This is a genomic window from Rhizorhapis suberifaciens, assembly GCF_014200045.1.
Lineage (GTDB): Bacteria > Pseudomonadota > Alphaproteobacteria > Sphingomonadales > Sphingomonadaceae > Rhizorhapis > Rhizorhapis suberifaciens.
In genome coordinates this window covers 23,828-49,290 of record NZ_JACHOV010000001.1, presented here as the reverse complement: position 1 = coordinate 49,290, position 25,463 = coordinate 23,828, and the positions used below count along the sequence as shown (strand labels likewise).

The 25,463-nt window shown below is 58.1% G+C and carries 22 protein-coding genes; 13 read left to right on the top strand and 9 right to left on the bottom strand.

Annotation, left to right across the window (positions count from 1 at the left end; translation table 11 throughout):
* Window positions 1-89: 89 nt before the first annotated feature.
* The 4 genes from HNQ99_RS00210 to HNQ99_RS00195 are packed head-to-tail and all read right to left on the bottom strand — an operon-like array spanning window position 90 to window position 7,064.
* Entirely contained in the window at window positions 90-2,132 is a 2,043-nt protein-coding gene (locus tag HNQ99_RS00210) for a tetratricopeptide repeat protein (protein ID WP_184473642.1), read from the bottom strand.
* Window positions 2,133-2,191: 59 nt separating this feature from the next.
* Window positions 2,192-3,571, bottom strand: coding sequence for a PEP-CTERM-box response regulator transcription factor (gene prsR, locus HNQ99_RS00205; protein WP_184473641.1), 1,380 nt, complete (start codon window positions 3,569-3,571; stop codon window positions 2,192-2,194).
* Window positions 3,568-5,673 carry an XrtA/PEP-CTERM system histidine kinase PrsK gene (prsK, locus tag HNQ99_RS00200; protein WP_184473640.1) on the bottom strand — a complete coding sequence of 702 codons (2,106 nt, stop codon included), beginning with the start codon at window positions 5,671-5,673 and terminating at the stop codon, window positions 3,568-3,570. The genes prsR and prsK overlap by 4 nt, the downstream gene beginning before the upstream one ends.
* Window positions 5,674-5,675: 2 nt before the next feature.
* Window positions 5,676-7,064, bottom strand: a complete 1,389-nt coding sequence (locus HNQ99_RS00195) for a TIGR03013 family XrtA/PEP-CTERM system glycosyltransferase (protein WP_184473639.1) — start codon at window positions 7,062-7,064, stop codon at window positions 5,676-5,678.
* Window positions 7,065-7,248: 184 nt separating this feature from the next.
* On the opposite strand from HNQ99_RS00195, the gene HNQ99_RS00190 reads away from it, so the two are divergent.
* A complete protein-coding gene (locus HNQ99_RS00190) occupies window positions 7,249-7,890 on the top strand; it encodes a YqaA family protein (RefSeq protein WP_184473638.1) in 642 nt (213 codons plus the stop codon).
* A gap of 33 nt (window positions 7,891-7,923) precedes the next feature.
* Here HNQ99_RS00190 and ada read toward each other — a convergent pair whose 3' ends face one another.
* Window positions 7,924-8,970, bottom strand: coding sequence for a bifunctional DNA-binding transcriptional regulator/O6-methylguanine-DNA methyltransferase Ada (gene ada / locus HNQ99_RS00185; protein ID WP_184473637.1), 1,047 nt, complete (start codon window positions 8,968-8,970; stop codon window positions 7,924-7,926).
* A 113-nt stretch (window positions 8,971-9,083) separates the two neighbouring features.
* On the opposite strand from ada, the gene HNQ99_RS00180 reads away from it, so the two are divergent.
* The 6 genes from HNQ99_RS00180 (at window position 9,084) to HNQ99_RS00155 (ending at window position 15,840) form a co-directional block, all read left to right on the top strand.
* Window positions 9,084-10,634 carry a S1C family serine protease gene (locus HNQ99_RS00180; RefSeq protein WP_184473636.1) on the top strand — a complete coding sequence of 517 codons (1,551 nt, stop codon included), beginning with the start codon at window positions 9,084-9,086 and terminating at the stop codon, window positions 10,632-10,634.
* Window positions 10,635-10,806: 172 nt separating this feature from the next.
* Window positions 10,807-11,361 carry a F0F1 ATP synthase subunit delta gene (locus HNQ99_RS00175; protein ID WP_184473993.1) on the top strand — a complete coding sequence of 185 codons (555 nt, stop codon included), beginning with the start codon at window positions 10,807-10,809 and terminating at the stop codon, window positions 11,359-11,361.
* 2 nt (window positions 11,362-11,363) lie between these two features.
* The gene (gene atpA, locus HNQ99_RS00170; RefSeq protein WP_184473635.1) at window positions 11,364-12,893 is read left to right on the top strand and encodes a F0F1 ATP synthase subunit alpha; all 1,530 of its coding nucleotides are present in this window, start codon (window positions 11,364-11,366) and stop codon (window positions 12,891-12,893) included.
* 118 nt (window positions 12,894-13,011) lie between these two features.
* The gene (locus HNQ99_RS00165; protein ID WP_184473634.1) at window positions 13,012-13,890 is read left to right on the top strand and encodes a F0F1 ATP synthase subunit gamma; all 879 of its coding nucleotides are present in this window, start codon (window positions 13,012-13,014) and stop codon (window positions 13,888-13,890) included.
* Window positions 13,891-13,914: 24 nt separating this feature from the next.
* Complete coding sequence (gene atpD, locus HNQ99_RS00160) at window positions 13,915-15,459, top strand: F0F1 ATP synthase subunit beta (RefSeq protein WP_246414288.1); 1,545 nt, start codon at window positions 13,915-13,917, stop codon at window positions 15,457-15,459.
* A gap of 117 nt (window positions 15,460-15,576) precedes the next feature.
* The gene (locus HNQ99_RS00155; protein ID WP_184473633.1) at window positions 15,577-15,840 is read left to right on the top strand and encodes an ATP synthase F1 subunit epsilon; all 264 of its coding nucleotides are present in this window, start codon (window positions 15,577-15,579) and stop codon (window positions 15,838-15,840) included.
* Window positions 15,841-16,098: 258 nt separating this feature from the next.
* Here the strand turns inward: HNQ99_RS00155 and HNQ99_RS00150 are convergent, their stop codons facing one another.
* On the bottom strand, window positions 16,099-16,317 hold the full coding sequence (locus HNQ99_RS00150) for a hypothetical protein (RefSeq protein ID WP_184473632.1): 219 nt from the start codon (window positions 16,315-16,317) through the stop codon (window positions 16,099-16,101).
* A gap of 210 nt (window positions 16,318-16,527) precedes the next feature.
* Between HNQ99_RS00150 and HNQ99_RS00145 the strand changes: the two genes are divergently transcribed.
* Both HNQ99_RS00145 and HNQ99_RS00140 read left to right on the top strand, forming a co-directional pair.
* On the top strand, window positions 16,528-17,646 hold the full coding sequence (locus HNQ99_RS00145) for a hypothetical protein (RefSeq protein WP_184473631.1): 1,119 nt from the start codon (window positions 16,528-16,530) through the stop codon (window positions 17,644-17,646).
* A gap of 21 nt (window positions 17,647-17,667) precedes the next feature.
* Window positions 17,668-18,054 (top strand): GtrA family protein, encoded by a 387-nt coding sequence (locus HNQ99_RS00140; protein ID WP_184473630.1) that lies wholly within the window; start codon window positions 17,668-17,670, stop codon window positions 18,052-18,054.
* Here the strand turns inward: HNQ99_RS00140 and HNQ99_RS00135 are convergent.
* Entirely contained in the window at window positions 18,038-18,694 is a 657-nt protein-coding gene (locus HNQ99_RS00135; RefSeq protein ID WP_184473629.1) for a class I SAM-dependent methyltransferase, read from the bottom strand. The genes HNQ99_RS00140 and HNQ99_RS00135 overlap by 17 nt on opposite strands.
* A 209-nt stretch (window positions 18,695-18,903) precedes the next feature.
* On the opposite strand from HNQ99_RS00135, the gene HNQ99_RS00130 reads away from it, so the two are divergent.
* Window positions 18,904-19,641, top strand: a complete 738-nt coding sequence (locus HNQ99_RS00130) for a class I SAM-dependent methyltransferase (protein ID WP_184473628.1) — start codon at window positions 18,904-18,906, stop codon at window positions 19,639-19,641.
* Here HNQ99_RS00130 and HNQ99_RS00125 read toward each other — a convergent pair.
* Both HNQ99_RS00125 and HNQ99_RS00120 read right to left on the bottom strand, forming a co-directional pair.
* The gene (locus tag HNQ99_RS00125; RefSeq protein WP_184473627.1) at window positions 19,597-20,619 is read right to left on the bottom strand and encodes a glycosyltransferase; all 1,023 of its coding nucleotides are present in this window, start codon (window positions 20,617-20,619) and stop codon (window positions 19,597-19,599) included. The two genes, HNQ99_RS00130 and HNQ99_RS00125, sit on opposite strands and share 45 nt — an antisense overlap.
* Window positions 20,616-21,857, bottom strand: coding sequence for a glycosyltransferase family 2 protein (locus tag HNQ99_RS00120; RefSeq protein ID WP_184473626.1), 1,242 nt, complete (start codon window positions 21,855-21,857; stop codon window positions 20,616-20,618). Before HNQ99_RS00120 ends, HNQ99_RS00125 begins: the two co-directional genes overlap by 4 nt.
* A 171-nt stretch (window positions 21,858-22,028) precedes the next feature.
* Here HNQ99_RS00120 and HNQ99_RS00115 point away from each other — a divergent pair, with 171 nt between their 5' ends.
* The 3 genes from HNQ99_RS00115 (at window position 22,029) to HNQ99_RS00105 (ending at window position 25,435) form a co-directional block, all read left to right on the top strand.
* Window positions 22,029-23,543, top strand: a complete 1,515-nt coding sequence (locus HNQ99_RS00115; RefSeq protein ID WP_184473625.1) for a CpaF family protein — start codon at window positions 22,029-22,031, stop codon at window positions 23,541-23,543.
* 96 nt (window positions 23,544-23,639) lie between these two features.
* Complete coding sequence (locus HNQ99_RS00110; protein ID WP_184473624.1) at window positions 23,640-24,455, top strand: class I SAM-dependent methyltransferase; 816 nt, start codon at window positions 23,640-23,642, stop codon at window positions 24,453-24,455.
* A 116-nt stretch (window positions 24,456-24,571) separates the two neighbouring features.
* Complete coding sequence (locus HNQ99_RS00105; RefSeq protein ID WP_184473623.1) at window positions 24,572-25,435, top strand: DMT family transporter; 864 nt, start codon at window positions 24,572-24,574, stop codon at window positions 25,433-25,435.
* Window positions 25,436-25,463 lie beyond the last annotated feature (28 nt).

Here is a 25,463-nt window from a genome sequence, read left to right as displayed (position 1 = left end):
AAACCGCACAATTGTCGAGAGGACGTCCTAGAAAAGCCGTGCGGAGTTATGTGGAGCCCCCTCAGCAACCTCTCTGTTCCTGCCCCGGCCTAAAGCTTCTTCAGCAGCGCCCTCGCCCGCCCGCCTTGATCGAAGCCCGCCGTCGCGGCGGCTAACTCCAACGCTTTTCTCGCGCGGCCCTTCATGCCTGCCCTGGCATAGACCTCGCCCAAATGCAGATTGAGCAAAGGGTGCTGAGGAGAGATTGCAACCGCCTTTTCCAGCAAGTCGATGCTGGCGCGGCTGGGTCCTTCCGTCTTGTAACGCATCCAGCCATAAACGTCGCTGGTGACAGGGCTCGATGGCTGCAGGGCGTAGGCCCGCCGCGCCAAGGACAATGCCAGCACCTTTTGCCCCTGGCCAAGCCGCGCCCAGGCGAGATCCGACAACAGCAGCGAATCCCCATTGCCGATGCGCTCCCGCAAAGCCTCCAGCAATGTCGCGGCCTCGTTCCAATTCCCTGCGTCCAGATGCGCCGAGGCAGCGATCCTGTTGGCGTCGACGCTAAGAGGATTCTGGCTGAGATAAAGATTAAGCACCCCTATGGCCTTTTGCGCGGCGCCCGCACGGCGATAGGCGGACACCAGCCGCAAAGCGGTCGGCTCGTCGAAAAGGAGATTGGCCGCTTTTTTGTAAGCGTCGATGGCTTCGGCATTTCGACCGGCGGCGAACAGCGCATCGCCGCAGAGCACATGAGCGGCTGGCGCATTGCCATTGGCTTGCTGCAGCTTTTGTGCGCTGACGACCGCCTGTGCTACATTGCCACCCTCCAGCAGAGCGCGGATATAAGGAATGACCGCCGGTGCTGAACCGGGCTCCGCCAAGGCAGGTCCAGCCCTCAGTATTGCACTGCCTGCGCCTTGAAAAACGGCGGCGTCGCCCCGCACTGGCAGGGAAGCCCTGTCCAGAAGCTCCGCGGCCAGTGGGTCGTTCCCCAGCTTCTCCTGCACCCTGGCGGCAAGCGTCAGGCTATAGCTGTCCGCGTCGCCCCGTTCTATCAGCGGCTGCAAAGCCTGCGCCGCCCCCGCATAGGCTCCCGCGCGATACTGAGCCGCGCCGAGCAACTGCCGCGCGGTCATGTTGAACGGCTGGCGCGCCTGCAGCCGGTCGAACCGCTCCGCCGCCAAGGTATAATTGCCATTCTCAAATTGCAGGATGCCGGACAACAGCATTACGGCCGGCACATCATCAAGCGCGCCGTTCGTCCGCTGTAAAAGCTTGCGTGCGAGATCGTAATTGCCGGCACGCGCCGCCATTGTGGCCTGCATGAAATAGGGGCGCGGGTTGCCCGGCGCCAGCGAAAGCGCTTTTCTGGTCAGGCCCAGCATCCATTTGGCGCGACCAAGCTCTGCCACGGTCGCCGCATATTCCAACAGCGCCGGCACATTGTTGGGGTCGACCGCCAACGCCTTTCTGAACCAGGGAATGGCCGCGCGCAGACCATATTGGTCGCGCACCAGCATGCCCCGTAATAGGACCGCATCGACATTGCGCGGGTTGACGCGGGCCGCTCGGTCAGCCGCCACGACCGCTCCACCTCTATCGCCCAGCGCAAAGCGGTAGCGGGCAATGTCCACCCATCCGCGGCTATCGTCGGCCGACAGTTTCAGCATTCTTCCAAAAGCCTCTGCCGCGGCGTCGTTCTGGCCAAGCGCTTGATAGGACCGGCCCTGCATGCGCTCCGCCTCCGCTTGATAACGGGGTTCGACATCGCCGGCCGTCGCCTCACGCAAAGCGTCCTCCGCCCTTCCCTGCAGCAACATGGCCTGCGCCATCAAATGCCGGGTCAAAGGCATCGCCACCCCCAACGCCCGCGCCCGCTCGATCTCTGCTTCGGCGGTCAAACCATCGCCCAGGGCCAGCATCGCCTGCGCCTGCATGATCCGGGCGCTGCCCCATTGCGGATCGGCCTTTACCGCGTTCAACAATTCGATCCGCGCCGTCCTTGCGTCACCCCGGCGCAGCGCCGCCGCTCCACGTTCGTAAAAGGCGCGCGCGTCCTCCTTCGCTCCCGCCATCAAAGCGGCGGTAGGCACGCCGAGAGCAAGCATAAATGCGCCGCCAAGCAACAGATATTTTTTACGGGCAGTCATGGGTTATCACCTGCGAAAGCCGGAACCCACGGCCACAAGGGCTGCAGCTATACGGCTCTTCATGACGCCTGCATCTCATACTGCTTCAGCAAGTCGTAAAGCGTCGGCCGGCTGATCCCCAGCATCTTGGCCGCGCCTGAGATGTTGCCCTGCGTCCGCGCAATCGCACGCCTGATGGCTTTGCGATCCGCCATCTCCCGCACGGTCTTCAGGTTTATCATCTCCGGCTCGTCTTCACCTAGCCCATCAAGGTCCAGGTCGCCGGCAGTCACCAGCTTGCCCTCCGCCATGATGACTGCACGCTTCATCCGGTTCTCCAGTTCGCGGACGTTGCCCGGCCAGGCCCAAGCATCGATCGCCGCCAGCGCATCCGGAGCGAGGCCCTTGACCTGCGGGTTCATCTCGCGAGCAAAGCGCGTCAGGAAATGCTTGGCGAGCAGCACTGCGTCCCCCGGCCGTTCCGCCAGCGTGGGTATCCGAATGACGATCTCTGCCAAGCGATAATAGAGATCCTCGCGGAAGCCGCCGTTCGCGATCATCATTTCAAGGTTTTGGTGCGTTGCGCACACCACGCGCGTATTCACGGCTATGGGCCGCCTGCCGCCAACACGCTCGATCACGCGTTCCTGCAGGAAGCGCAGCAGCTTCACCTGCAGCGGCAGCGGAATGTCACCCACCTCGTCCAGAAACAGCGTACCGCCATTGGCCTGCTCGATCTTGCCCTCGGTGGTCTTGACTGCCCCGGTGAACGCACCCTTTTCATGTCCGAACAATTCGGATTCCAGCAGCGTTTCGGGAATGGCCGCACAGTTGATTGCGATAAACGCGCCCTTCCTGCGGCTGGAACTATCATGCACGCCCTGCGCCAGTAATTCCTTGCCGGTGCCGCTGGCGCCCAACAGCATCACAGAGACATCGGCATTCGCCACCCGCTCAATGGTGCGCGCTACCTTCAGCATTTCCGGAGCTGCCGTGATCATCCGGCCGAGGACACGGTTGTCTTCCGATGCCGTCTCCGCCAGCCGTGCATTCTCCTTTTCCAGCGCATGCACGTGAAAGGCGCGCGATACGATGAGGCCAAGCTCATCGATATCCACCGGCTTCTGGTAAAAATCATAAGCCCCGCTCGCAATGGCCCGAAGCGCACTTTCCCGCGCTCCATGGCCTGTCGCCACGATCACCTTCGTATCGGGCTTCAGAGCCAATATCTCATCCAGCGTCGCAAAGCCTTCGCTGGTCCCGTCGGGATCGGGTGGAAGGCCAAGGTCCAGCGTCACCACATCCGGCTCCTCAGCGCGTATCAGGTCGATCGCCTCTGCACGGCTTCCCGCCACCAGCACCTCATAATCCTCATAGGCCCAGCGCAACTGCCGCTGCAAACCCAAATCATCCTCGACGATCAGCAGCTTGGGTAATATCTTGGGGCGGTTATCGCTCATCGGGCGATCCTTTCCTTACGGTCAATTTCCATTTCGGCATCTTGCATCGCCACGGGCAGGATCAGCGTGAAGCGGCTGCCCTCCCCTTCGCGGCTTTCGACCTCGATCCGCCCGTTCATCGCGGCGGCAAGCGTCCGGGCCTCGTAAGCCCCAATACCAAAGCCGCCTTCCTTACTGGACGAAAAGGGCTTGAACAGCTGGCTGCGGATGAATTCCGCGCTCATTCCGCAGCCCCTGTCAATGATTTCGACGCTCATATGCACCCCCTGCTGGCTGAGCCGGACGGTGACAGGTTCGTTCGGGTCGCTGGCGTCAATGGCGTTCTGAATCAAGTGGCCCAGTATCTGCTCGAGCCGCGCGGGATCGGCGTAGGCCTGCGCACAGAGATCGCCTGAAAGCGTCACGGGATGCTGTCTGCATTTCCCCGTCACAACCATTTCCACCAACGGCCGGAGCGCTACCCCCTTGGGTTCTTCATACCGTGCGCGGTTATGCTGAGACAGGCGCGCCAGCATGTCGTTCATCTTGCCGACGGAATCCTGCAACGTCGCGATCATATCGGCCCTGAACTGCGGATTATCCGCATGCCGCTGCGCATTGCGGGCGACAAGGCTCAGTTGGCTCACCAGATTCTTGATGTCATGAATGATAAAAGCAAAGCGGCGGTTGAACTCTTCGAACCGTTGCGCCTCCGAAAGCGCCTCCTGCCCCTGCGCCTCGGAAATATAGCTCGCGACCTGCCGCCCGACTATGCGCAGCATGTCCAGGTCCTCCCAATCCAGTTCACGGTCAACCACGGGCCTAGCCAGCAGCACGGCGCCGGCCAGCCGTTCAAAGTGGATCAAGGGCACCAGAGCCCAGGCGCGGCCCTGCGCTACCATCCAGCCGGGCAGCTGGACCCGGTTTTCACCCGAACCCTTCCGTTCCTCGTCCAATTCGATGATCCAGCCACTTTCCTCCAGCTCCGCCACTTGCGCTGCGCTCATCGCCACGGCGGGAACATCCGCATCGCGCCAATTCCATCGCGCATGTACGCTGAACCCGCCATTTTCGTAGGGAAGCAAGAGCAGTCCCGCAGGCGATTCGGTGATGTCGGCAATGGCCTTCACCGCCCTTTCATAAAAAGGAGCCGCCCCTTTTCCTGGTCGGCCGATAGTATCGGTAAACCGCATCCATTCGTTGCGATAATCATAACGATGCTGGAAGAAGTGCTTGGCGATCTTGACCTTGAACCATGCCCGGAAATGGCTTGATGGCAGCAGCACCAGCGCAGCCACCGACATTCCGAACACGAAGCTGATCTGCATCAGCCGCGCATAGGCTCCGCCAAACAGTTGGGCCATGGTCACGATCAGGACCATGGAAATCAGGTAGGCCCCTATCGCGACCAGCGAAAGCGACTGAAAAGTGACGGTTCGGGATAGCCGCAATTTCCAGTTGGCATTGCGATGCACGCCCAGGGCCAAGACCGGAGCCAGCACCGCCATTGCAAACCCGCGCATCGCGTATAGCTCTCCGGCATCGCCCTGCGTCAGGTAAGAAAAGGTGTACAGGTTTAGGTCATAGATCCACATCCCCGTCAGGGCTGCCATGGGCAGGCGGATGCCCCAACGGGCCTCCGGGGCGGACATCACATAGAGGTTATGTACCAGCACCAGTGCGCCGACGGCCGCCATCATGCGAAGCGCCTGCGACACATAGAAAATGCCGCTCAGCACCTCCTTGGTTGCAGCGCCTCCTAAATTAGCAGGAAGGAGCTCAATGCCCCACTGCATGATCAGAATGCCGCCCAAAACGATGTAAATTGCTGTGACTGCGGCGGGATGCTCGCTTTTCCTGCCCTCGCCCAAGCGAAGAACAATGAACATGAACAACAGCCAGCTCATGTTTCGCAATGTTTCCGCCAAACCGGTCAGAACGGCCATGGCGCCGGCAATGGAGGCCGACAGCGCCCAGAAGGCAGTCAGCATCAGGGCCGCCACCATCAGGTGCTGCTGCAGCGTCACCTCCCTTCGGCGCGACACCCAAATGGAAAGCGCGGCGAACAGCGCCGCCGCCGCCGCATGGCCCCATTCGGCAAAGAAGAGCAGCACGGGCGTCATGATCAGCGCGCGCCCTCCGGCCAAAGCACGACGCGCAGCGTCTGCAACAGAATCAGGAGGTCAAGAAAGGGCGTGTAGTTCTTCGCATAATAAAGGTCATATTCCAGCTTGTGCCGTGCATCTTCGGTGGACGCGCCATATGGATAGTTGATCTGTGCCCAGCCGGTGATGCCGGGCTTCACCATGTGCCGCTCCGCATAATAAGGCATGAGCTTTTCCAGATCCTCGACGAATTGCCGGCGCTCAGGACGCGGTCCGACAAAGCTCATTTCGCCCTTCAGCACGCTCCAGGCCTGCGGCAATTCGTCGATCCGCAGCTTGCGCAAAATCTGGCCGACGCGCGTCACGCGCGGGTCGTTCACCGCCGCCCATATGGCCTTGCCACCAATCTCGGCGTCCTGGCGCATGGAGCGGAGCTTGATGATCTCAAACTCCTCGCCATAGAGGCCCACTCGCTTCTGCCGAATAAAGGCGGGGCCCTTGCTTTCCAGCTTAACGAGGATCGCTCCGATCAAAACGACCGGTGCGGTGAGCGCCAACAACAGGAAACTCGCTACAATGTCGAACATCCGCTTGGCGACGCTGGAAATCCGCCGGCCTGCCGAAAAGCCGTCTGAGAAAATAAACCAGCTCGGATTGACGCTATCCAGGTCGACCCGGCCGGTTTCCCTTTCGAGGAAACTGGAAAGGTCGTTCACATGAACGCCTGTGGTCTTGATCCGCAAAAGGTCTGCCAGTGGCAGCGCGTTTCGCCGCTCCTCCAGCGCCAACACCACTTCTCTCGCCCCAAGCCGGACGACGAAATCGGCCAGATTGTAGATGGCGCTGCGGTCGATTGCCTCAGGAATGACCTTTTTGCCGTCATTCATCGCGATGTAGCCGACCACGGAAAATCCGCTGCCCCGTTGCTCTGCCAGCTGACGAATCCGATCGGCTCTGGAACCGGCGCCCAAAATAATCAGCCGACGCTTGAACACCTCGCCGCCGATCATCTGCCCCAGCACAATCCGCAAGGAAATCAGCATCAGGAAGGAAAAGAGCATTGCGTAAAGCGAATTGGATCGCCACAGGGTCGCGCCCGGCTGAACGAAGGCCGGTACTGAAAGCAATATGACGCCCAGCGATATGGCCACAAGCAGGCGCGCCGTAGCGAAACGAAGAGATTGCAGCGCCTCCGTTCCATAGACACCTACTGCCAGCATCGCGACCTGCAGGGCTATGGCAAAGCTCAACAGTGGCACATGACGGCTCGCCAGCGGCTCGACCTCCATGCCAATCTGCTGCGCCCGATAGATCCACCCCAATTCCGCGGCGCCCAGCAGCAAAATGAAGTCCAGCACGCCAAGCAGCAGCACCGCATGTGGAATATAATGTTTGAACAATCTGATCATGCGCAGCCGGTTCCAGCATCCCCTTCGAAGCACGAGCGGCTTACAGCGAAAGTGTAAACAAACCCGACGCGAACGCATTGTCGCTGGAATTGACAAAGAAAATCTGAACGCGCTGCAAACTGGTCGGCCCAGAAATTATGCGCCCAACTTGTGCCGTCCGTGATTAGTCTTTAAGTCCGCACCCATGCTGAGACGCCTCTATGATTGGACCCTGCAAAAGGCCGGCCACAAGCACGCTGAACGCTGGCTTTTTGGAGTTAGCTTCGTCGAAAGCAGCTTTTTTCCCATCCCGCCCCATCCTCTATTGGGGCTGATGTGCCTGGCTCAGCCGGACAAGGCGCTGCGCTTTGGCGTTATCTGCACCCTTGCCTCTGTATTGGGCGGGCTGTTCGGCTACGCCATCGGCTACCTGCTATACGATACCGTGGGTCAAGCGATGCTCAGCGCTCTTGGGCTCGCCAAGGATTTTCCCAAGGCCGCCTGCTATCTTCGCGAATATGGCGCAGAGATCATCCTCATCAAAGGCGCGACGCCGATCCCGTTCAAGCTGATCACCATTACCGCGGGCTTTATCGGGCTTAGCCTTTTCACCTTCATTTGGGCCAGCGCCGTTTCCCGCGCCGCCCAGTTCCTGCTCGTGGGCTTCCTGTTCTGGAAATATGGAAAACCGATCAAGGCGTTCCTGGAAAAATATCTAACCTTGATGAGCGCGGCGTTCCTTGTCCTGGTGGTCGGGGGCTTCTTCCTCGCCAGCATCCTCAGCAACGGTCATTCGACCACCGATGCGTGCAGCAAGGCCACTACCGTGGCGCGGCCCATAGGTTAGGAGAAGACAAGCGCTGCCTGTCATCCCACATTGTCAGGATCGCTTCTCCCGTTTTAGCAACGCCTCCTTCCGCTCCACCCCATAAGCATAGCCACCCAGCCCGCCATCGCTGCGAACCACCCGATGACAGGGTATGACAACGGCAACCTGGTTGCCGCCGCAAGCCGAACCTGCGGCGCGAACCGCTCCGGGCTTTCCGGTCATCGCCGCGATTTCAGCATAGCTCCTCGTCTCTCCAGCCGGAATGGAACGCAGCGCCTGCCAAACCGCTTGCTGAAAGGCCGTCCCCTGCACGTCCAGCGGAAGATTCCCGGCAGGCCCGCCTTCATCCACCAGCGCCACCACACGCCTTGCAAGCTCAGCGAAATCCTCGTCGGCAGGACGAATGTCAGCTTTGGGAAACATTCGCCGCAACTCTGCTTCATCCTCATCGAAACTAACCCGGCACAGGCCCTTTTGGGTTGCCGCTATCAACATTGGCCCCAAGCTGCTTTGCGCCACAATCCAACGAATTACCGCACCCGCGCCGCCTTTCTTCCAGGCAGAAGGAGTCATGCCCAGCCGCTGCGTCGCCTCTGCATAGGCTCGACTGGGCGCGCCATAGCCCGCATCGTAAATGGCGTCAGTGACGCGACCGCCCCCGGAAAGCGCCGCTTCCAGGCGCTCCGCCCTTAACCTTCGCGCGTAGGAGGCCGGCGTGACGCCTGTCTCTCGTTTGAAGAGGCGATGAAAATGATGCGGGGTATAGCCTACCTGTTCCGCCAGCATCTCAAGCACCGGCACTTCCTCAGCAGCGGCGATGAGTGAAAGCGCCTTTTCTATCGCGCGCCGGTCCCGCCCTACCTCGTCCGGACGGCAGCGAAGGCATGCCCTGTATCCAGCTGCCCTCGCCGCCGCGCCATTGCTGAAGAACTCGATATTCTCCCTCTTGGGATGCCGGGCCGGGCAGCTTGGCTTGCAATAGATACCGGTCGATCTGACTGCGCCCACAAAGGAACCGTCGCAGCGGCGGTCCCGCTGTTGAAAGGCCTTCCAGGCCACTTCCGGATCAAGCCGGTCTATGATGGATAGATCGTTCATGGCGTCCTTTTATGCCTTTAGCACCCAGTCGGCTTCCCGTCTCTTGCGTTCAAAGCAAAGTCGCGGCGATTGTCCGTTTACTTCTTGCAACGAACGCATATTTTGCGCCGCATATGACCAGACTGTTCCGCCTATTGTGCGCCATCGCTTGCCTGACCACGATATCTTTGCTTCCGGCCAAAGCGGATACACGGGATATCGCTGCCGCAACGCGCGGTGTCGTGCGCGTCATTCTTGTCGCGACAGACGGCGACAGCGCTTATTTTGTCGGTCACGGCAGCGGCGTCGCGGTCGCGCCCGATAAAATTCTGACCAATGCGCATGTGGTGGAACTGACACGCGAGGAAAAGTCCATCGTCATCGGCGTTATCCCTTCTGAGGGACGGCGCAGCTATGGCGGCCGCGTCATTGCCTATTCTCCCGGCAACGACCTTGCTTTGATTCAATTGGATGAAGGCCGCATCCCGACGGATACCTTTTACATAGGGGCAGTGTCTGACGGCCAGCCGGTGGTGGCGATCGGCTATCCCGGCACGGTCGACCGGGCACAAGGCCTCAATCTGCAGGACATGGTTGAACCGCTCAGTCCGGTAAAATCGAGCGGCTCGGTTTCCGGCGGCCGCAGTTCACGTCAGTTCGACACCATCCTCCATACCGCCCCGATGGCCAGCGGGAACAGCGGCGGTCCGCTTGTCGATGTCTGTGGCAGGGTGCTTGGCATCAACAGCTTCGGGTCGCTTTCCGACGGGAGCGATGCAGAATTCGGTTTCGCCATCTCCAATCGGGAAATCGCCTCGTTCCTCCGCCAGGCCGGGGTGCCTTTTGCCCGCACCAACGTCCCCTGCAAATCGCCCGAACAGGCCCAGGAGGAGGAAACCCGCCGCATTGCTGAGGAGCAGGCAAGACTCGCATCCGAACAACGCGCGATTGAGGACGCGGAGCGCGCCGCCAATCTGTCCGCGCGGGACAAGGCCGAACAGCAGGTCATCAGCGAACGCGAAAACTATATGGCCCTGGCGGCCATCCTGCTCGCTTTGGCGGTGCTGGGCGCTGGCGGCTCGGTCCTGAAAATGAACCAGGGCAAACGCAAACCTGCCATCATATTGGGATCAGGGGCGGCTATCCTGCTGCTCGGTGCTATCGTGATCTTCATCGCCCGGCCCAGCTTCAGCAGTATCGATGACCGCGCCAAGGAATTTCTGCCTTCGGACATTCACAAGACGGCCGCTGGCTATCAGGCGGCCGGCGGCAACCTGTGCCGAATCGATGAGGCGCGCAGCCGGATAACGGTGTCCGACGTGAACGACGTGACCTTCAACTGGGGCGCGAATGGCTGCCTCAACGGGCGCACTCAATTGGGTCAATATGGCACCAGATGGAGCCGCAGCTTCGTCCTTGAAAATGACGCGACGATCGATTTGCGCAGCTTCGATCCCGGGACTGGCACTTATACGGTGGAACGCTTTCTGCCCGACTCAGATACCCTGGAAAAAGCGCAGAAAATACGCGCTCGCCTTACCACCCATCAGTGCACAGCCGATCCCTCGGTCCTGACGGAATTGGCATCGGTGGAAAATGACATTCGCGCTCTGTTGCCCTCTCAGCCCAATGAACGGCTTGTCTATAATTGCCGTAAGCTGCCTGCGCGCAAGAACGCTCGATAATGCTGGCACCACGCCGCCTGGGAAGGGCATTAATTTCCTTCTCCTCGACTTGCCCCTCCGTACTTGCATAGCGGGCACTCCCCTGCTAACCGGCGCGCACGTCAAACGGGGGGTGCTCATCCACCTCCCCTTCTGTCATGACCGGCATATCGAACTGGAGGAACTAGGGCGCGTGGACATTTCCGGCGGTATTCAGGCAAGCCTGGCGGGACGCTATGCCCTCGCACTCTTTGAGCTTGCCCGCGACAGCAAGCAGATCGATTCGGTGGGGCAAAGCCTCTTCAAGCTGAAGGCCGCGCTCGAGCAATCGGAAGACTTCCGCGCCCTGACGACCAGCCCGCTGATCGGCCGCGATGCCGCCGCAGCAGCAGTGACGGCGGTGGGCGAATCGCTGCAGCTTGATCCGCTGACGAAGAACTTCCTGGGCGTACTTGCCGAGAATCGCCGCCTTGCGCAGATCGGCGGCATCATCCGCTCCTTCACGCTGCTGGTATCGAATCACAAGGGCGAGACGACCGCGGAAGTCACGTCTGCACATCCTCTCAATGACGATCAGATAGCGGCGCTGGCCGCTCAACTCAGATCCCGCGTCGGTCGCGACGTTGCCATTGAACTCAAGGTCGATCCCGAAATTCTGGGCGGTCTTAAGGTCAAGGTCGGCAGCCAGCTGATCGATTCTTCCATCCGCACAAGACTCAACACCCTCGCGCAGGCGATGAAAGGCTGAACATGGATATCCGCGCCGCAGAAATTTCAAAGGTCATCAAGGACCAGATCGCCAATTTCGGCACCCAGGCCCAGGTTTCCGAAATCGGAACCGTTCTCAACGTGGGTGACGGTATCGCTCGCATCCATGGTCTGGATAATGTGCAAGCTGGTGAGATGGTCGAGTTCGCCAATGGCGTACAGGGCATGGCGCTGAACCTGGAAGCCGATAATGTCGGCGTCGTGATCTTTGGCTCGGACAGCGAGATCAAGGAAGGCGACACCGTCAAGCGTACCGGCACCATCGTGGACGTACCGGTTGGTCGGGGCCTGCTTGGCCGCGTGGTTGACGGTCTCGGCAATCCCATCGACGGCAAAGGCCCAATCCAGTACACTGAGCGCAAGCGTGTGGAGGTCAAGGCTCCCGGCATTATCCCACGCAAGTCGGTGCATGAGCCCGTGCAGACCGGCCTTAAGGCTATCGACGCCCTGGTCCCCATCGGCCGCGGCCAGCGTGAGTTGATCATCGGTGACCGTCAGACCGGCAAGACCGCTGTCGCTATCGATACCTTCATCAACCAGAAGACGGTCAACCAAGGGTCGGACGAAAGCAAGAAGCTCTATTGCATCTATGTAGCCATCGGGCAGAAGCGTTCGACCGTGGCTCAGATCGTGCGTCAGCTCGAAGAAAATGGCGCGATGGAATATTCCATCGTCGTCGCCGCCACCGCTTCCGAACCCGCTCCGCTCCAATATCTGGCGCCCTATACCGGCGTCACCATGGGCGAGTTTTTCCGCGACAACGGCATGCACGCCGTGATCGTTTACGACGATCTTTCCAAGCAAGCCGTCGCTTATCGCCAGATGTCGCTTCTGCTGCGTCGTCCTCCCGGCCGCGAAGCCTATCCGGGCGACGTGTTTTATCTCCACAGCCGCCTGCTTGAGCGTGCTGCCAAGATGAACGACAGCATGGGCGCCGGTTCGCTCACCGCACTGCCGATCATCGAAACCCAGGCGGGTGACGTGTCGGCCTATATTCCGACCAACGTGATTTCGATCACCGACGGCCAGATCTTCCTTGAAACCGACCTGTTCTTCGCGGGCATTCGCCCGGCGATCAATGTCGGCCTCTCGGTGAGCCGCGTGGGCTCCGCCGCACAGACCAAGGCAATGAAGAAGGTTTCGGGCTCCATTAAGCTGGAACTTGCGCAGTATCGCGAAATGGCCGCGTTCGCGCAGTTTGGTTCGGACCTCGACGCTTCGACGCAGAAGCTGCTGAACCGCGGTGCGCGTCTTACCGAATTGCTGAAGCAGGCCCAGTTCTCGCCCATGCCGTTCGAAGAGCAGACTGCGTCGATCTTCGCAGGCACCAACGGCTATCTGGACAATATTCCGGTCAGTGAAGTGACCCGCTATGAAGCTGCGATGCTGAGCCATCTGCGGAGCGACCACGCCGCTGTTCTTTCGGCGATCCGCGACGCCAAGGACCTGACCGACGACGCCAAAAAGGGTCTGGTCGCAGCGCTCGACGCTTTCGGGAAAACATTTGCTTAATGCCGTCGTCTCCGCGCAGGCGGGGACCCATCTCCTGAGCGTTCGTCGGGAGATGACATTGCGAGATGGATTCCCGTCTTCACGGGAATGACGAAATGAAGGTTGAGATTAGGGATTTATGGCTAGCCTCAAGGAACTCAAAGGCCGGATCGGGTCAGTAAAATCGACCCAGAAGATCACCAAGGCCAAGCAGATGGTCGCTGCGGCGAAGCTGCGCAAGGCTCAGGCAGCCGCCGAAGCGGCTCGCCCTTATGCCGCGCGTCTTCAGGCGGTGATGGCTAGCCTTGCTTCGAAAGTCACGGTCAGCGCATCGAGCCCGAAGCTGCTTGCCGGAACCGGTGGCGATCAGGTTCACCTGCTCGTCGTTTGTAATTCCGACCGCGGGCTTGCGGGCGCATTCAACTCCAACATCGTCAAGGCTGCGCGTCTCAAGGCGGAAGAGTTGATCGCGGAAGGCAAGACGGTGAAGTTCTTCCTGGTTGGCCGCAAGGGCCGCGCTGTCATCAACCGTCTCTTTCCCAAACAGACCATCGCCCACTATGACACCACTGGCGTGCGTGAAGTCGGTTATGACGAGGCGCAGGAAATCGCTCAACAGGTGATGGACTTATACGAAGCGGGCAAGTTTGACGTCGCGCATCTCTTCTACTCCCGCTTTCGTTCCGCTCTGCTGCAGGAACCGATTAGCCGGCAGATTATTCCGGTGGCCCTTTCCGCCGAAAACAATGGCGAAGCCAGTTCGGCCGCCGTCGAATATGAACCGGACGAGGAAGAAATTCTCTCAGCCCTGCTGCCGCGCAACGTAACCATTCAGATCTTTGGCGCGCTGCTGGAAAACGCAGCGTCGGAGCAGGGCGCTTCGATGACGGCCATGGACAATGCGACGCGCAACGCGGGCGATCTCATCAACAAGCTGACTATCCAGTACAACCGCTCGCGTCAGGCGGCGATCACCACCGAACTCGTTGAAATCATTTCGGGCGCGGAAGCGCTCTAAGGTATCGTAGGCAAGGAAATAGACATGGCAACCGAAGCACCCAAGGCGAAAGCACCCAGGAAGCCGGCCGCGAAAAAAGTCGTGGCAGAGGCCGCAGCACCTGCTGCTGCTGCAACCCTGACGTCCGCCAGCACCAACAATGTTGGCCAGATCAGCCAGGTCATCGGGGCCGTCGTTGACGTGACCTTCCCTGATCGCCTGCCCTTCATTCTCTCGGCGCTCGAAACCGACAATAACGGCCAGCGTCTGGTGCTCGAAGTTGCTCAGCATCTCGGTGAAAACACGGTCCGTACGATCGCGATGGACTCAACCGACGGTTTGACCCGTGGTCAGGAAGTCCGCGACACCGGCGCGCAAATTTCCGTGCCGGTCGGTCCTAAAACGCTTGGCCGCATTCTGAACGTCGTTGGTGAGCCCATTGACGAACGCGGCCCTGTCGGAGCGGCAACGCGCGCGCCCATCCATGCCAAGGCGCCGGAATTTATTGACCAGTCGACCGAAGCGGCGATCCTTGTGACGGGCATCAAGGTCATCGACCTTCTCGCGCCCTATGCAAAGGGCGGCAAGATCGGCCTGTTCGGCGGCGCTGGCGTGGGCAAGACCGTGCTCATCCAGGAACTGATCAACAACATCGCGAAGGGCCATGGCGGCACCTCCGTGTTCGCGGGCGTCGGTGAGCGGACCCGTGAGGGCAACGACCTTTACCACGAATTCCTCGACGCGGGCGTTATCGCCAAGGACGCTGACGGAAATGCGATTTCCGAAGGTTCCAAGGTGGCGCTGGTCTATGGCCAGATGAATGAACCCCCGGGCGCGCGTGCGCGCGTCGCTCTGTCAGGCCTCACCATCGCTGAATATTTCCGCGACCAGGAAGGTCAGGACGTGCTTTTCTTCGTCGACAACATCTTCCGCTTCACCCAGGCTGGTTCGGAAGTGTCCGCACTGCTCGGCCGTATTCCTTCGGCCGTGGGTTATCAGCCCACCCTTTCGACCGACATGGGCGCCCTACAGGAACGCATCACCTCGACCAACAAGGGCTCCATCACGTCGGTGCAGGCCATCTACGTCCCCGCAGACGATTTGACCGATCCCGCCCCCGCAACTTCCTTCGCACACCTTGACGCGACGACCGTGCTTAACCGCGCGATCTCCGAACTCGGCATCTACCCGGCGGTGGACCCGCTGGACTCCACCAGCCGCGTTCTGGAACCCCGCGTTGTCGGCCAGGAGCATTATGAAACCGCCCGCGCGGTGCAGTCGACGCTGCAAAAGTACAAGTCGCTACAGGACATCATCGCCATTTTGGGCATGGATGAGCTTTCCGAAGAGGATAAGCTGACCGTCGCCCGCGCCCGTAAGATCCAGCGCTTCCTCAGCCAGCCGTTCCACGTCGCCGAAGTCTTCACCGGCATCCCCGGCAAGTTCGTGCAGATCGAAGACACGATCAAGTCGTTCAAGGCGGTGGTCGATGGCGAATATGACCATCTGCCCGAAGCGGCTTTCTACATGGTCGGCGGCATCGATGAAGCCATCGCCAAGGCCGCCAAGCTGGCTTCTGAGGCGGCTTGATCCAGTTCCCCTCCCGCCTGCGGGAGGGGTCAGGGGCGGCCTGTAACGCATTCCGCCCCCCACTGACATTCCCACCCCCAGCCCCCTCTCGCAAACGGGAGGGGAGTGAGGAACAAAATGGCACTCCACTTCGAACTCGTAACTCCTGCAAAACTCGTCCGTTCGGAAGAGGTCTACATGGTCGTTGTCCCAGGTAGCGAGGGTGACTTCGGCGTGCTGGAAGGCCACGCCCCCTTCATGTCCACCATCCGCGACGGCGCCATCCAAGTCTTCACCAGCGCCAACGCCAACGCCGCACCCGAAACACTCATGATCGAAGGCGGCTTTGCCGAGGTAAATGAAAAGGGACTGACGGTCCTGGCAGAAAAGATTGACGAGTAAGTTTCTTTCCGTTCAATAACGCTTCCTTAAAGGGGGCATTACTATTGCAATACGCATCTTCTCGTTCCCTGCGCAATTCAGGAAAGCAGATGCGTGACCGAGTTCGCTAGGAACAATTCGCTTCTACCGCTTCGATTCTGGTTGATCGGCGCGCTAATAGCATTGGAGCTATTTGCCGTAGTCTTCCGCTTCCTTGGTACCCCTCCTCAAGGCAAAGACCTCAGCTTCTTCTTCTTCATTCGGCAAGACGTGTTGGTGCTAGCCGGACTGATGGTTGCAATCCTTCTGGTCAAGCCAGATCCAGTTCCCACCATAGGCGGCCGCTGGCTGACGGTTCTGGATCGGCCCATCGCCATATTCATGATCGTCTTGAGCCTCGTCGGAATATGCTGGGCTGGGCATTATCTGGTATTCCAGGGCTACGATCTCAGCCGCGATGAGCAGATGGCGAATTTCGACGCCGACATCTTCTCGCACGGGAGACTGTTCTGGCCGATCCCAGCGGAATGGCGACCCTATGCAGAAGCGTTAAACCAGGAATTCATACTGCCTATTGGCAATCATAAGGCGTGGGTATCGGCCTATTTGCCAATCAACGCCGCCCTTAGAGCGGTCGTCGGCCTTGTAGCCGACCCAGCTCTTACAAGCCCTCTGTTCGTCGGCGCCGGAGCCATAGCGCTTTGGCAAGTGGCCAAGCATCTTTGGCCGGAACCGGGATCAGAGCGCATCGTTGCCATGCTGCTTTACGCCGGTTCGTCGCAAGTCGTTTTGACAGGAATGACATCATACGCGATGAGCGGGCACCTCGCACTCAATTTGATATGGTTGGCGCTCTTCCTGCACAATCGTCCGGCGTCCCATGCGGCAGCCCTCATCGTTGGTTTTCTCGCCACCGGCCTCCACCAACCGCTTTTCCACCCGCTCTTCGTGTTGCCCTTCATGTGGCTGCTGTTCAGAGAACGGCGCTGGCGCCTAATGATGTTCTACGGCTTGGGTTACGGATTGATCTGTTTGTTCTGGCTCGCCTGGCCAGTATGGATCAGTTCGCAGGCCGCCGGCCAGATAGCAGCACATAGTGTTCCGGGCACCGGCTATGTCGACCGGCTGCTCAGAACGGTTCGCTTTCCCGGTATCGATGCGCTGTGGCTCATGGCGCTCAACCTGGCACGCTTCGTCACTTGGCAGCACGTTCTTTTAATGCCGCTTGTACTGCTGGGCGTTCGCATGACTTGGCGAGGCGACGCAATCGGGCGAGCATTGGCAGCAAGTCTGGCGCTACCTGTAGCGGCAATGCTTATCCTCCTGCCCTACCAAGGTCATGGCTGGGGCTATCGCTATATGCACGGGGTAATTGGCAGCGCCTGCCTCTTGGGTGCCTATGGCTGGCGAAGCCTGGAATCTGAAGGGCGTTCCATTCGCCGGGCCATGCTGTGGTCCAGCGCAATCACTCTGTTACTGCTAATTCCGACCAGGGCCTGGATGACGCATCGAATGGTGGCGCCCTATGCCGAGATTAGTGCAATGATTGACCGGAGCGGCGCGCAGATTGCGATTATTGATGAAGGTGCTGCACCTTTTGCTCAGGATATCGTGTTCAATCGTCCGGATTTGTCGAATAAGCCCGTTAGGCTGATGAGCGTCTCCTCCGATCAACGAGCATTTGGCGCTCTGTGTTGGGAAAAGGATGTTGTCCTACACAATGCGCGAGAATTTGGAAAAATTCGCAGAATTTTTGGAAATGCTACACAAACAAACGATAACTCACGTGCATTTGCGATCACAGTAAACTGCTATGCAGCTAAATGAAAACATATTTGGCGGTAGAAAATGATAGAACTGATAAAGCGCGGTAGCCGCTTTGGTGTCGTTGGCGCTATCTGTACAATAATCGGCTATATAACGTTCGTCTTCGCCGCAGAGCATACCCACTACATGTTAGCCGCACTACTTTCCTGGATTTCAGGCGCGTTATTTGGATTTGCGCTGAACCGCTCGTTCACCTTCGGAATAAGAGGAAGTGAAAAGGTCAGGCGGCATTTTGTCTTATTTTTTTCGGGGTCATTGGCACAACTCGGATTGGCCTCGGCGGGCTACTGGCTACTGATCGGAGTTCTGCACCTCCCTCCGGTCGTTGCTTTTCCGATAAATCTCATAATGACTGCAGCAATGATGTTCCTGTATCTGAATTTCGTTGCCTTCAGGCCGAAAACGTAATGCAGTAATTTGGGTAATCCGGCATATCTGCATAAGTCCGCCGGAACCCTGGCAACGCAATATCTTCCATTCCGACGAGCGATACGCCCTTGTCGCCGGTTATGTACAAATCTCCCCACAGAGCCAACAACGCCCGAAGTTTGCCCGGCTGAACATCCTTTACAATAATTTTGTTGCAACGAGTTCTTTGCGCCGCACCAGCAATCGAAGAAAGGAACTCCGCACGAGCCGATTGAGGGACATGGTGAATCACATCGGTGATTGTAAAGGCGTCAAAATCCCCCTCAACAGCGGAAAGCTCGGTCTGAGCGCGTATTGTAACGCGCACTTCATGTTCCGCTCTTATAAATCGGCCGATATCAGTCGCGATATCAATCATGGTCACTCGGATGTCAGGGCGCTTCGCCAGCAGCATATCAACGACGTACCCATCTCCACCTCCGATATCGAGAACGTGAGCACCAGCCGGAAGCTGATGCATTATGCAGTCGGTTACTTTGTCCATGTCAACAAATATTCGCCGATAGAGACGCCCCGCAATGTGAAATTTTGAACCCAGAAGCGCTCTTGCCAATTGCCCGGGTGTGATACGAGATCTCATTGTGTTCTCCCAAGGCTCAAACTGCTTTTCAATTACCAAGATTTTCCTGGAAACTTAACTGGATATTGTTTCCACGGATGCTAAACTCTGATCATCCAAAGGGGAGCGATAGCGGTCGTAATATGATGATTAGTCAGTCGAATGGGTAAAAAACCTTGAGTCGCACGGATTTTATTCTTCACTCGCTCTGCTGCCCAGATTGCGGGGCTGAATTGGATGTAAGTGCTTGCATGTCCTGCGGACGGTCTGTGGTCCGCAAAGGCGGACAAATTCAATTCGTAAATGTTCCAGTTGAAACTGTGGATGCCAAATTCCAAGCCAGCACACAAAACCGGTCATCGGTCACCGGAACTATATTCCATTTCGGTCAGTTCGTAATCAGCAGTGAGTTTCAGCCCGTTAACCATCTCAAGCGCTTTCTTGCATCAACTGACGGGGTGGTAATTGAGCTGGGTTCGGGTTCACGCCGGCTTGGCCCAGAGGTCATTAATGTCGACCTGTTCCCTTCTCCCGAAGTCGACATCGTTGCGGACATCATGCGTGTGCCCCTACGTGATGCATGCGTCGACTATGTCATTCTGGACAGCGTGATCGAGCACGTACCAGATCCTATTGCTGTCATAGCGGAGGCTTATCGGATTTTGAAACCTGGCGGGAAGCTGTTCGTTAACTGCCCTTTCTTACTTCCATATCATGGCTATCCCGCTCATTATCAAAACTTCACGAGAGACGGACTTTCGCACCTGTTGCGAAATTTTCGTGGTGTCAGGGTGCGCCCCACGTTCGGCCCCATGACCGCACTCATTAATATGACAGCAGAAACATTCGCAGTGCTTATCGGTGGCGAACGTGGATTAGGCTATGTCACAGCAAAAGGCCTCATCCTGCTGCCTATCTTTTGGCTGAAATATTTAGACGCAATATTCATACGGATGAAGCGTTCACACCGAATTTCTGGGATGCTTTGCGCCCTTGCGGAAAAATAATTTTTCAATAAAATTCAAAGTTCTTGATAGAATTCTAGGAAATAATCGCTCTATTATTCGTGAATATGTTATATATTCTCGAATTACTTCTGGGTTTCGAAAAAGATATTTTTTAAAAACGTCCAATATTTTCTTCCATTCCCCCCATGCGCCGGCAGCTAGTGCCGTGTTTATTTCTACAGAAAGAGTACACAACTTCAGAATGGTAACCCTCCTGTCCTTATCCACCAGATGGGTGTAGCGTTGCACCACCACCTCCATCTGCTGCTGAAAATCATCAGAATTGCGGCTTCCTTTGACGGTCAATGAATTACCATGAATTCGGAACGCCGTTTGGGGCGTCGGATCGTAGGACAACGAACCATGGCAGGCCAGTTTCAGGTACAGATCCCAATCCGCCGTATACCAAAGACTTTCATCCATTCCGCCGACCGCCAGCCAGCTTTCTCGGGAAATTACCGGGGCCGGGATCGCGATGAAATTCTGCACCAGCAATCTCTCCAGCGCCTCTCCTCGTCTCCAGATTTTCTTTTCCGCCAAGGGGCAACGCCACAGGCCCAGGCGTCTACCCTTTGAATCAATGATATAGGCCGGCGAAAGATACATGGCCGCTTCAGGGCAGGAATGGACAGCTTCACGAATCAACGCCAATCGACCAGGCAACCAGACATCATCTTGATGTAGCATGCAGACAAAGGGAGCAGGAGCAGACTGGACGGCCAAGTTCGTTTTGGCTGGCCACGGCTTGACATCCGGCCTGTAGGAGTATTCGATCGAAAGCTTATCTTGGAACCTTGCTACGATGCGGGTGCAGCGATCATCGTCACTTGAATCAATGATGATTATACAAACGCCATGGCAGCCTTCGGCTACCAGACTATTTAGCGTGGCCTCAAGATATTCCGCTCCGTTGTGGACGGGCGTTACCACAGCAAGCCACGGCACTGCATCGGCCAGCGCGGCTTCGCTTCCGGTCATTTCTTCAAGGAGCCAGCGTCTGTCGCGCCCAAAAACCGCGCAACATTTCCGCCCAAAACAGCCAGCAAAAAACCGCCCATCATCGTTTGGAGCCCGATCGTCACGCAGGTTGTACCCACTACCGCAGGAAGAATGGAATAGACCGGGCCAAATTGACGAGCAGTCCACAGCCACAAGACAGCCAGCAACACCAGCATACCTAGACTACAAAAGGCAGCCCCGAGTCCCAACATCGTTTCGAGCGAGGCCATCCGGGCCAGTAGCCGCGTCTTCCAACCCGACATGCGATATCCTTGCTGAATGCCGTAAAGCTGCGCGGCGATCGCCATCATTGCCGCCAAATGGCCAGCGCTCAGGATGGCGGACGCCAGAATGACCCAGTAGTTCCCGACTGCTGGAAAGCTCCCGGGGATCAGTGCCTGCGCAATTGCCATTGCGAATATCAATGCACCGAGCATGGTAGCTACCAGTCCGGGCATCCCGAACGCCCAAGTCGGGCTTAACATCAGCAGATAGCGCAAATGCCGCCAACCGTCCCGCCATGGCCGCAGATGCGGCGCACGATCTCGCAAGTCCGTAGAAAGTGTTGCCGGAACCTCCACGATCCGCAACTTCTTCAAGCTCGCCTTAATTACCATCTCACTGGCAAATTCCATGCCGGTGCCGCTCAGACGCAGCGAATGAAAGGCTTTCTTGGTAATCGCGCGTAACCCGCAGTGCGCATCGCTCACTCCGGAACGGAAGAAGAGATTGAGAATGCCAGTCAGTACCGGATTGCCTATATAGCGATTCTTCCACGGCATGGCGCCCGGGGCTATGCCGCCCTTGAAACGCGAACCCATGCATAAGTCAGCACCATCCAGCAATTGGCCGATCATCGCCACGCCGTCAGTGAAATCATAGCTGCCGTCAGCATCGCCCATCAAGATGAAACGGCCCTGCGCTCCCTCGCAGCCGCCAATGAGCGCCGCCCCATATCCTCGCTCCGCCACGGGCACCACGCGAGCGCCCTGTTCCCTCGCAAGATGCTGGCTGCCATCGTCCGAACCGTTGTCGGCGACCACGATTTCGCCCGTGAGACCATATATGGATGCAATGCGGGTAAGCGCCTCTTTCGCATTGGCTATACAGAGAGGCAGGCTAACCACTTCATTTAGGCACGGCATGACTATGGTGACGTCGACAAGCGGCGTCTTGTGGAACTTGGCGGCATGCCGCAACGGAGCTTTAACGGACATAGTGTCCCCCAACCAATGGCCTTATGCTACATATCTGGACTTGGTTAACAGTTCCTTGCGTCAACCTCTTTTGGAGTTATGCCCCCCACCCATTAGCACTTTCTAAAAGTTTCCGCCTTATTCACCTATTCCAGTCGCACCTTAATCAGACCAAACAAGCGGCGGAGACATATGAGCGCTTTTGGACGGAAAAATGGACTTGGCGGGCGGCCGGCTTTTGGGGTGGCCCGGCCGATGCATGGCGGCGGGGTTCGGCCTTCGCAGGAGCCTGAGGCGCGCGGCGGTGAGCAATTTCCTCCTATTGATCCTGCCGCCCTGACTGGGTCCGAGGATCCCGCGGCTCCGCTCAGCAAGAATGATGAGGCGCTCGCACGCCTCGCCGACCGCGCAAATGCCGAACATGTGCAGGTCAAGGCCGAAGGTTTTGAGGCATCGGTCCACAAGATCAAGGAGCAGGTGCTCCCCCGCCTTTTGGAGCGGGTCGATCCCGAAGCCGCGGCGACGCTGACCAAGGATGAACTGGCGGAGGAATTCCGGCCGATCATCATGGAGGTCCTCGCTGAACTGAAGCTCACTCTGAACCGGCGCGAGCAGTTCGCCCTGGAAAAGGTGCTGGTCGATGAGCTTCTGGGCCTCGGACCGCTTGAGGAGCTGCTATCCGACCCCGACGTCACCGACATCATGGTGAATGGACCTGAGCAGACCTATATTGAAAAGAAAGGCAAGCTGCAGATCGCGCCGATCCAATTCCGCGATGAGGAGCACCTGTTTCAGATCGCCCAGCGCATCGTCAACCAGGTCGGCCGACGGGTCGATCAGACGACGCCGCTCGCTGACGCTCGGCTTAAGGATGGCAGCCGCGTCAACGTGATCGTGCCTCCGCTGTCGTTGCGCGGAACCGCCATTTCCATCCGTAAGTTTTCCGCCAAGCCGATCACGCTCGATAATCTGGCCCAATGGGACGCGATGAGCCAGAAGATGTGCACCGCACTCAAGATTGCGGGCGCGAGCCGGTTCAACATCGTCATTTCCGGGGGCACCGGCTCTGGCAAGACGACGATGCTCAATGCCCTGTCCAAGATGATCGACCCGGGCGAACGCGTGCTGACCATCGAGGACGCTGCCGAACTCCGCCTGCAGCAGCCGCACTGGCTGCCGCTGGAAACTCGCCCCGCCAATTTGGAGGGTCAGGGTGAAATCACCATCGGCGATCTGGTCAAGAACGCTCTGCGTATGCGTCCTGACCGGATCATACTGGGCGAAATCCGCGGCGCAGAATGCTTCGATTTGCTCGCCGCGATGAACACCGGTCATGACGGCTCCATGTGCACGCTCCACTCCAACAGCCCGCGCGAATGCCTCGGCCGTATGGAAAACATGATCTTGATGGGCGATATCAAGATCCCCAAGGAAGCGATTTCCAAGCAGATCGCGGACTCTGTCGACCTGATTGTGCAGGTGAAGCGCTTGCGGGACGGATCGCGCCGTGTCACCAACATTACCGAAGTCATCGGCATGGAGGGCGAAGTTATCGTCACGCAGGAGCTCTTCAAGTTCGAATATCATGACGAGGATGAGAACGGAAAAATCGTGGGCGAGTACCGATCGATGGGTCTGCGACCCTATACATTGGAAAAGGCCAAGCAGTTCGGCTTCGATCAACCTTTTCTTGAAGCTTGCCTTTAACTAAGCTCTTGGTCTCTATAGGCTATCCGGACTACCGGGATTGCGGCAATTCAACCTTCCTGGTATCGAGGATGTCTGATCAAGGAGCTTTCATCCATGTGCATTCGTGCCCTTCTGGCGATCGCGACGCTGCTTTGCGTTGCCGTTCCGCCGCTGCAGGCCCAGATTCATCATGCTCAGCAAGACAAGGCCGGGGATCCCATTGAGACAGCTGTGGCCCTCTCCGATCGCTCTGAGGCCAACCGCGCTCGGGACAAATATCGACATCCTGTCGAAACGTTGAAGTTTTTCGGCGTGAAACCAACCGACACAATTGTCGAGATATGGCCAGGCTCGGGCTGGTATAGCGAGATCTTGGGGCCGTTCTCCAAGGCTCAAGGTAAGTTGTACTTGGCTCAGCCCGGGCGCGCCTTGGAATCCTCAAGAAAGCTGGTGACCAGCAATCCCGCGCTGTCGCACTCCGTACTAAGTGTGTTTCCAAATGCTGATGGCTTGATGAAAGTACCCGATGGGGTGGCGGACGTCGTTTTGACCTTTCGGAACGTCCATAATTGGCGCTTTGGCGGCAGACACAATGCACAGCTAGCGTTCAATCAGATGTTTGCGATGCTGAAGCCGAACGGAATTCTTGGCGTTGTCGATCACCGGTTGCCCGAAAATATGGATGACGCGCTTCAGGAGAAGAGCGGCTATATAAAGAGAAGCGAGGTCATCGCGCTGGCGAAAGATGCGGGCTTCGAGTTAATAGGCGAAAGCGACATCAACGCCAATCCCAAGGACACACATGATTGGCCTGAGGGGGTATGGACCCTGCCCCCCGCCTTAAAGAAAGGTCAGGTGGAGAGGGACAAATATCTCGCCATCGGCGAAAGCGATCGCATGACGCTGAAATTCCGGAGGCCCGCCTCCTGATCTCAACACCGGTTTGCATTGGCGCCCAGTTTCACTAAAGCGGGAAGGTGATTGCGCCTTCCGCTCCTCCCGCCTCTATCCAGCCTCCGCCCTTCCTGGTCCACCAGGAAAAACGAATGATGGCGATCGGTCTGCGCGTGGTCGCGATGGCCTGCCTCGCTATAATGTTTGCTGCGGTCAAGTTGGCGAATCAGCGCGGCGTTCATATTATGGAAACGCTGTTTTATCGGCAGTTCCTATCCTTGCCCCTAGTGTTGATTTGGCTTTGGTTTGGCCCGGGCCTGGCATCCGTGCGTACTGGCCGGCTGGGCGCTCATGCCAGCCGGACAGCGGCAGGCCTCGTTGGGATGGTTCTCAACTTCTTTTCTGTTATATTGTTACCGCTGGCGGAAGCCACCACAATTGGCTTTACCGTTCCAATCTTCGCCACCATCCTTTCAGCTCTGATTTTGAAAGAAGCCACGGGCATCCATCGCTGGGGAGCGGTGCTGGCTGGTTTCCTGGGAGTGTTGGTCATGGTTCAGCCCGGAACCTCACATTTCCCGGTCCTGGGTCTGCTCATCGCCATAGGCGCTGCCCTGATGGTCGCAATCGTCAGCATATTGCTCCGACAGATTGGTCGTACCGAAGCTGTTCCTACCACTGTTTTCTGGTTCACCGTTCTGTCACTACCGCCATTGGGCGCTGGCATGATGTTCGTTGCTCAGAATCATGACCTGCTTACTTGGGGGTTGCTTACGATCCTCGGAACCGCTGGCGGCGCAGGACAGCTATGTCTTACGGCATCCCTCCGATGGGCGCCGGTCTCTGTCGTGACCACCATGGATTATACCAGCCTCTTGTGGGCCACGCTGTTCGGCTGGCTGATCTGGGATCATTGGCCCGGAGAATCGACGTGGGCCGGAGCCGGGCTGATCGTTACAAGCGGGCTGTATATCGCATGGCGCGAACGGATCAGGGCAATCCGGCCAACGGCCTGAACATGGCTGCCGTTCAGGGCTGACCTTC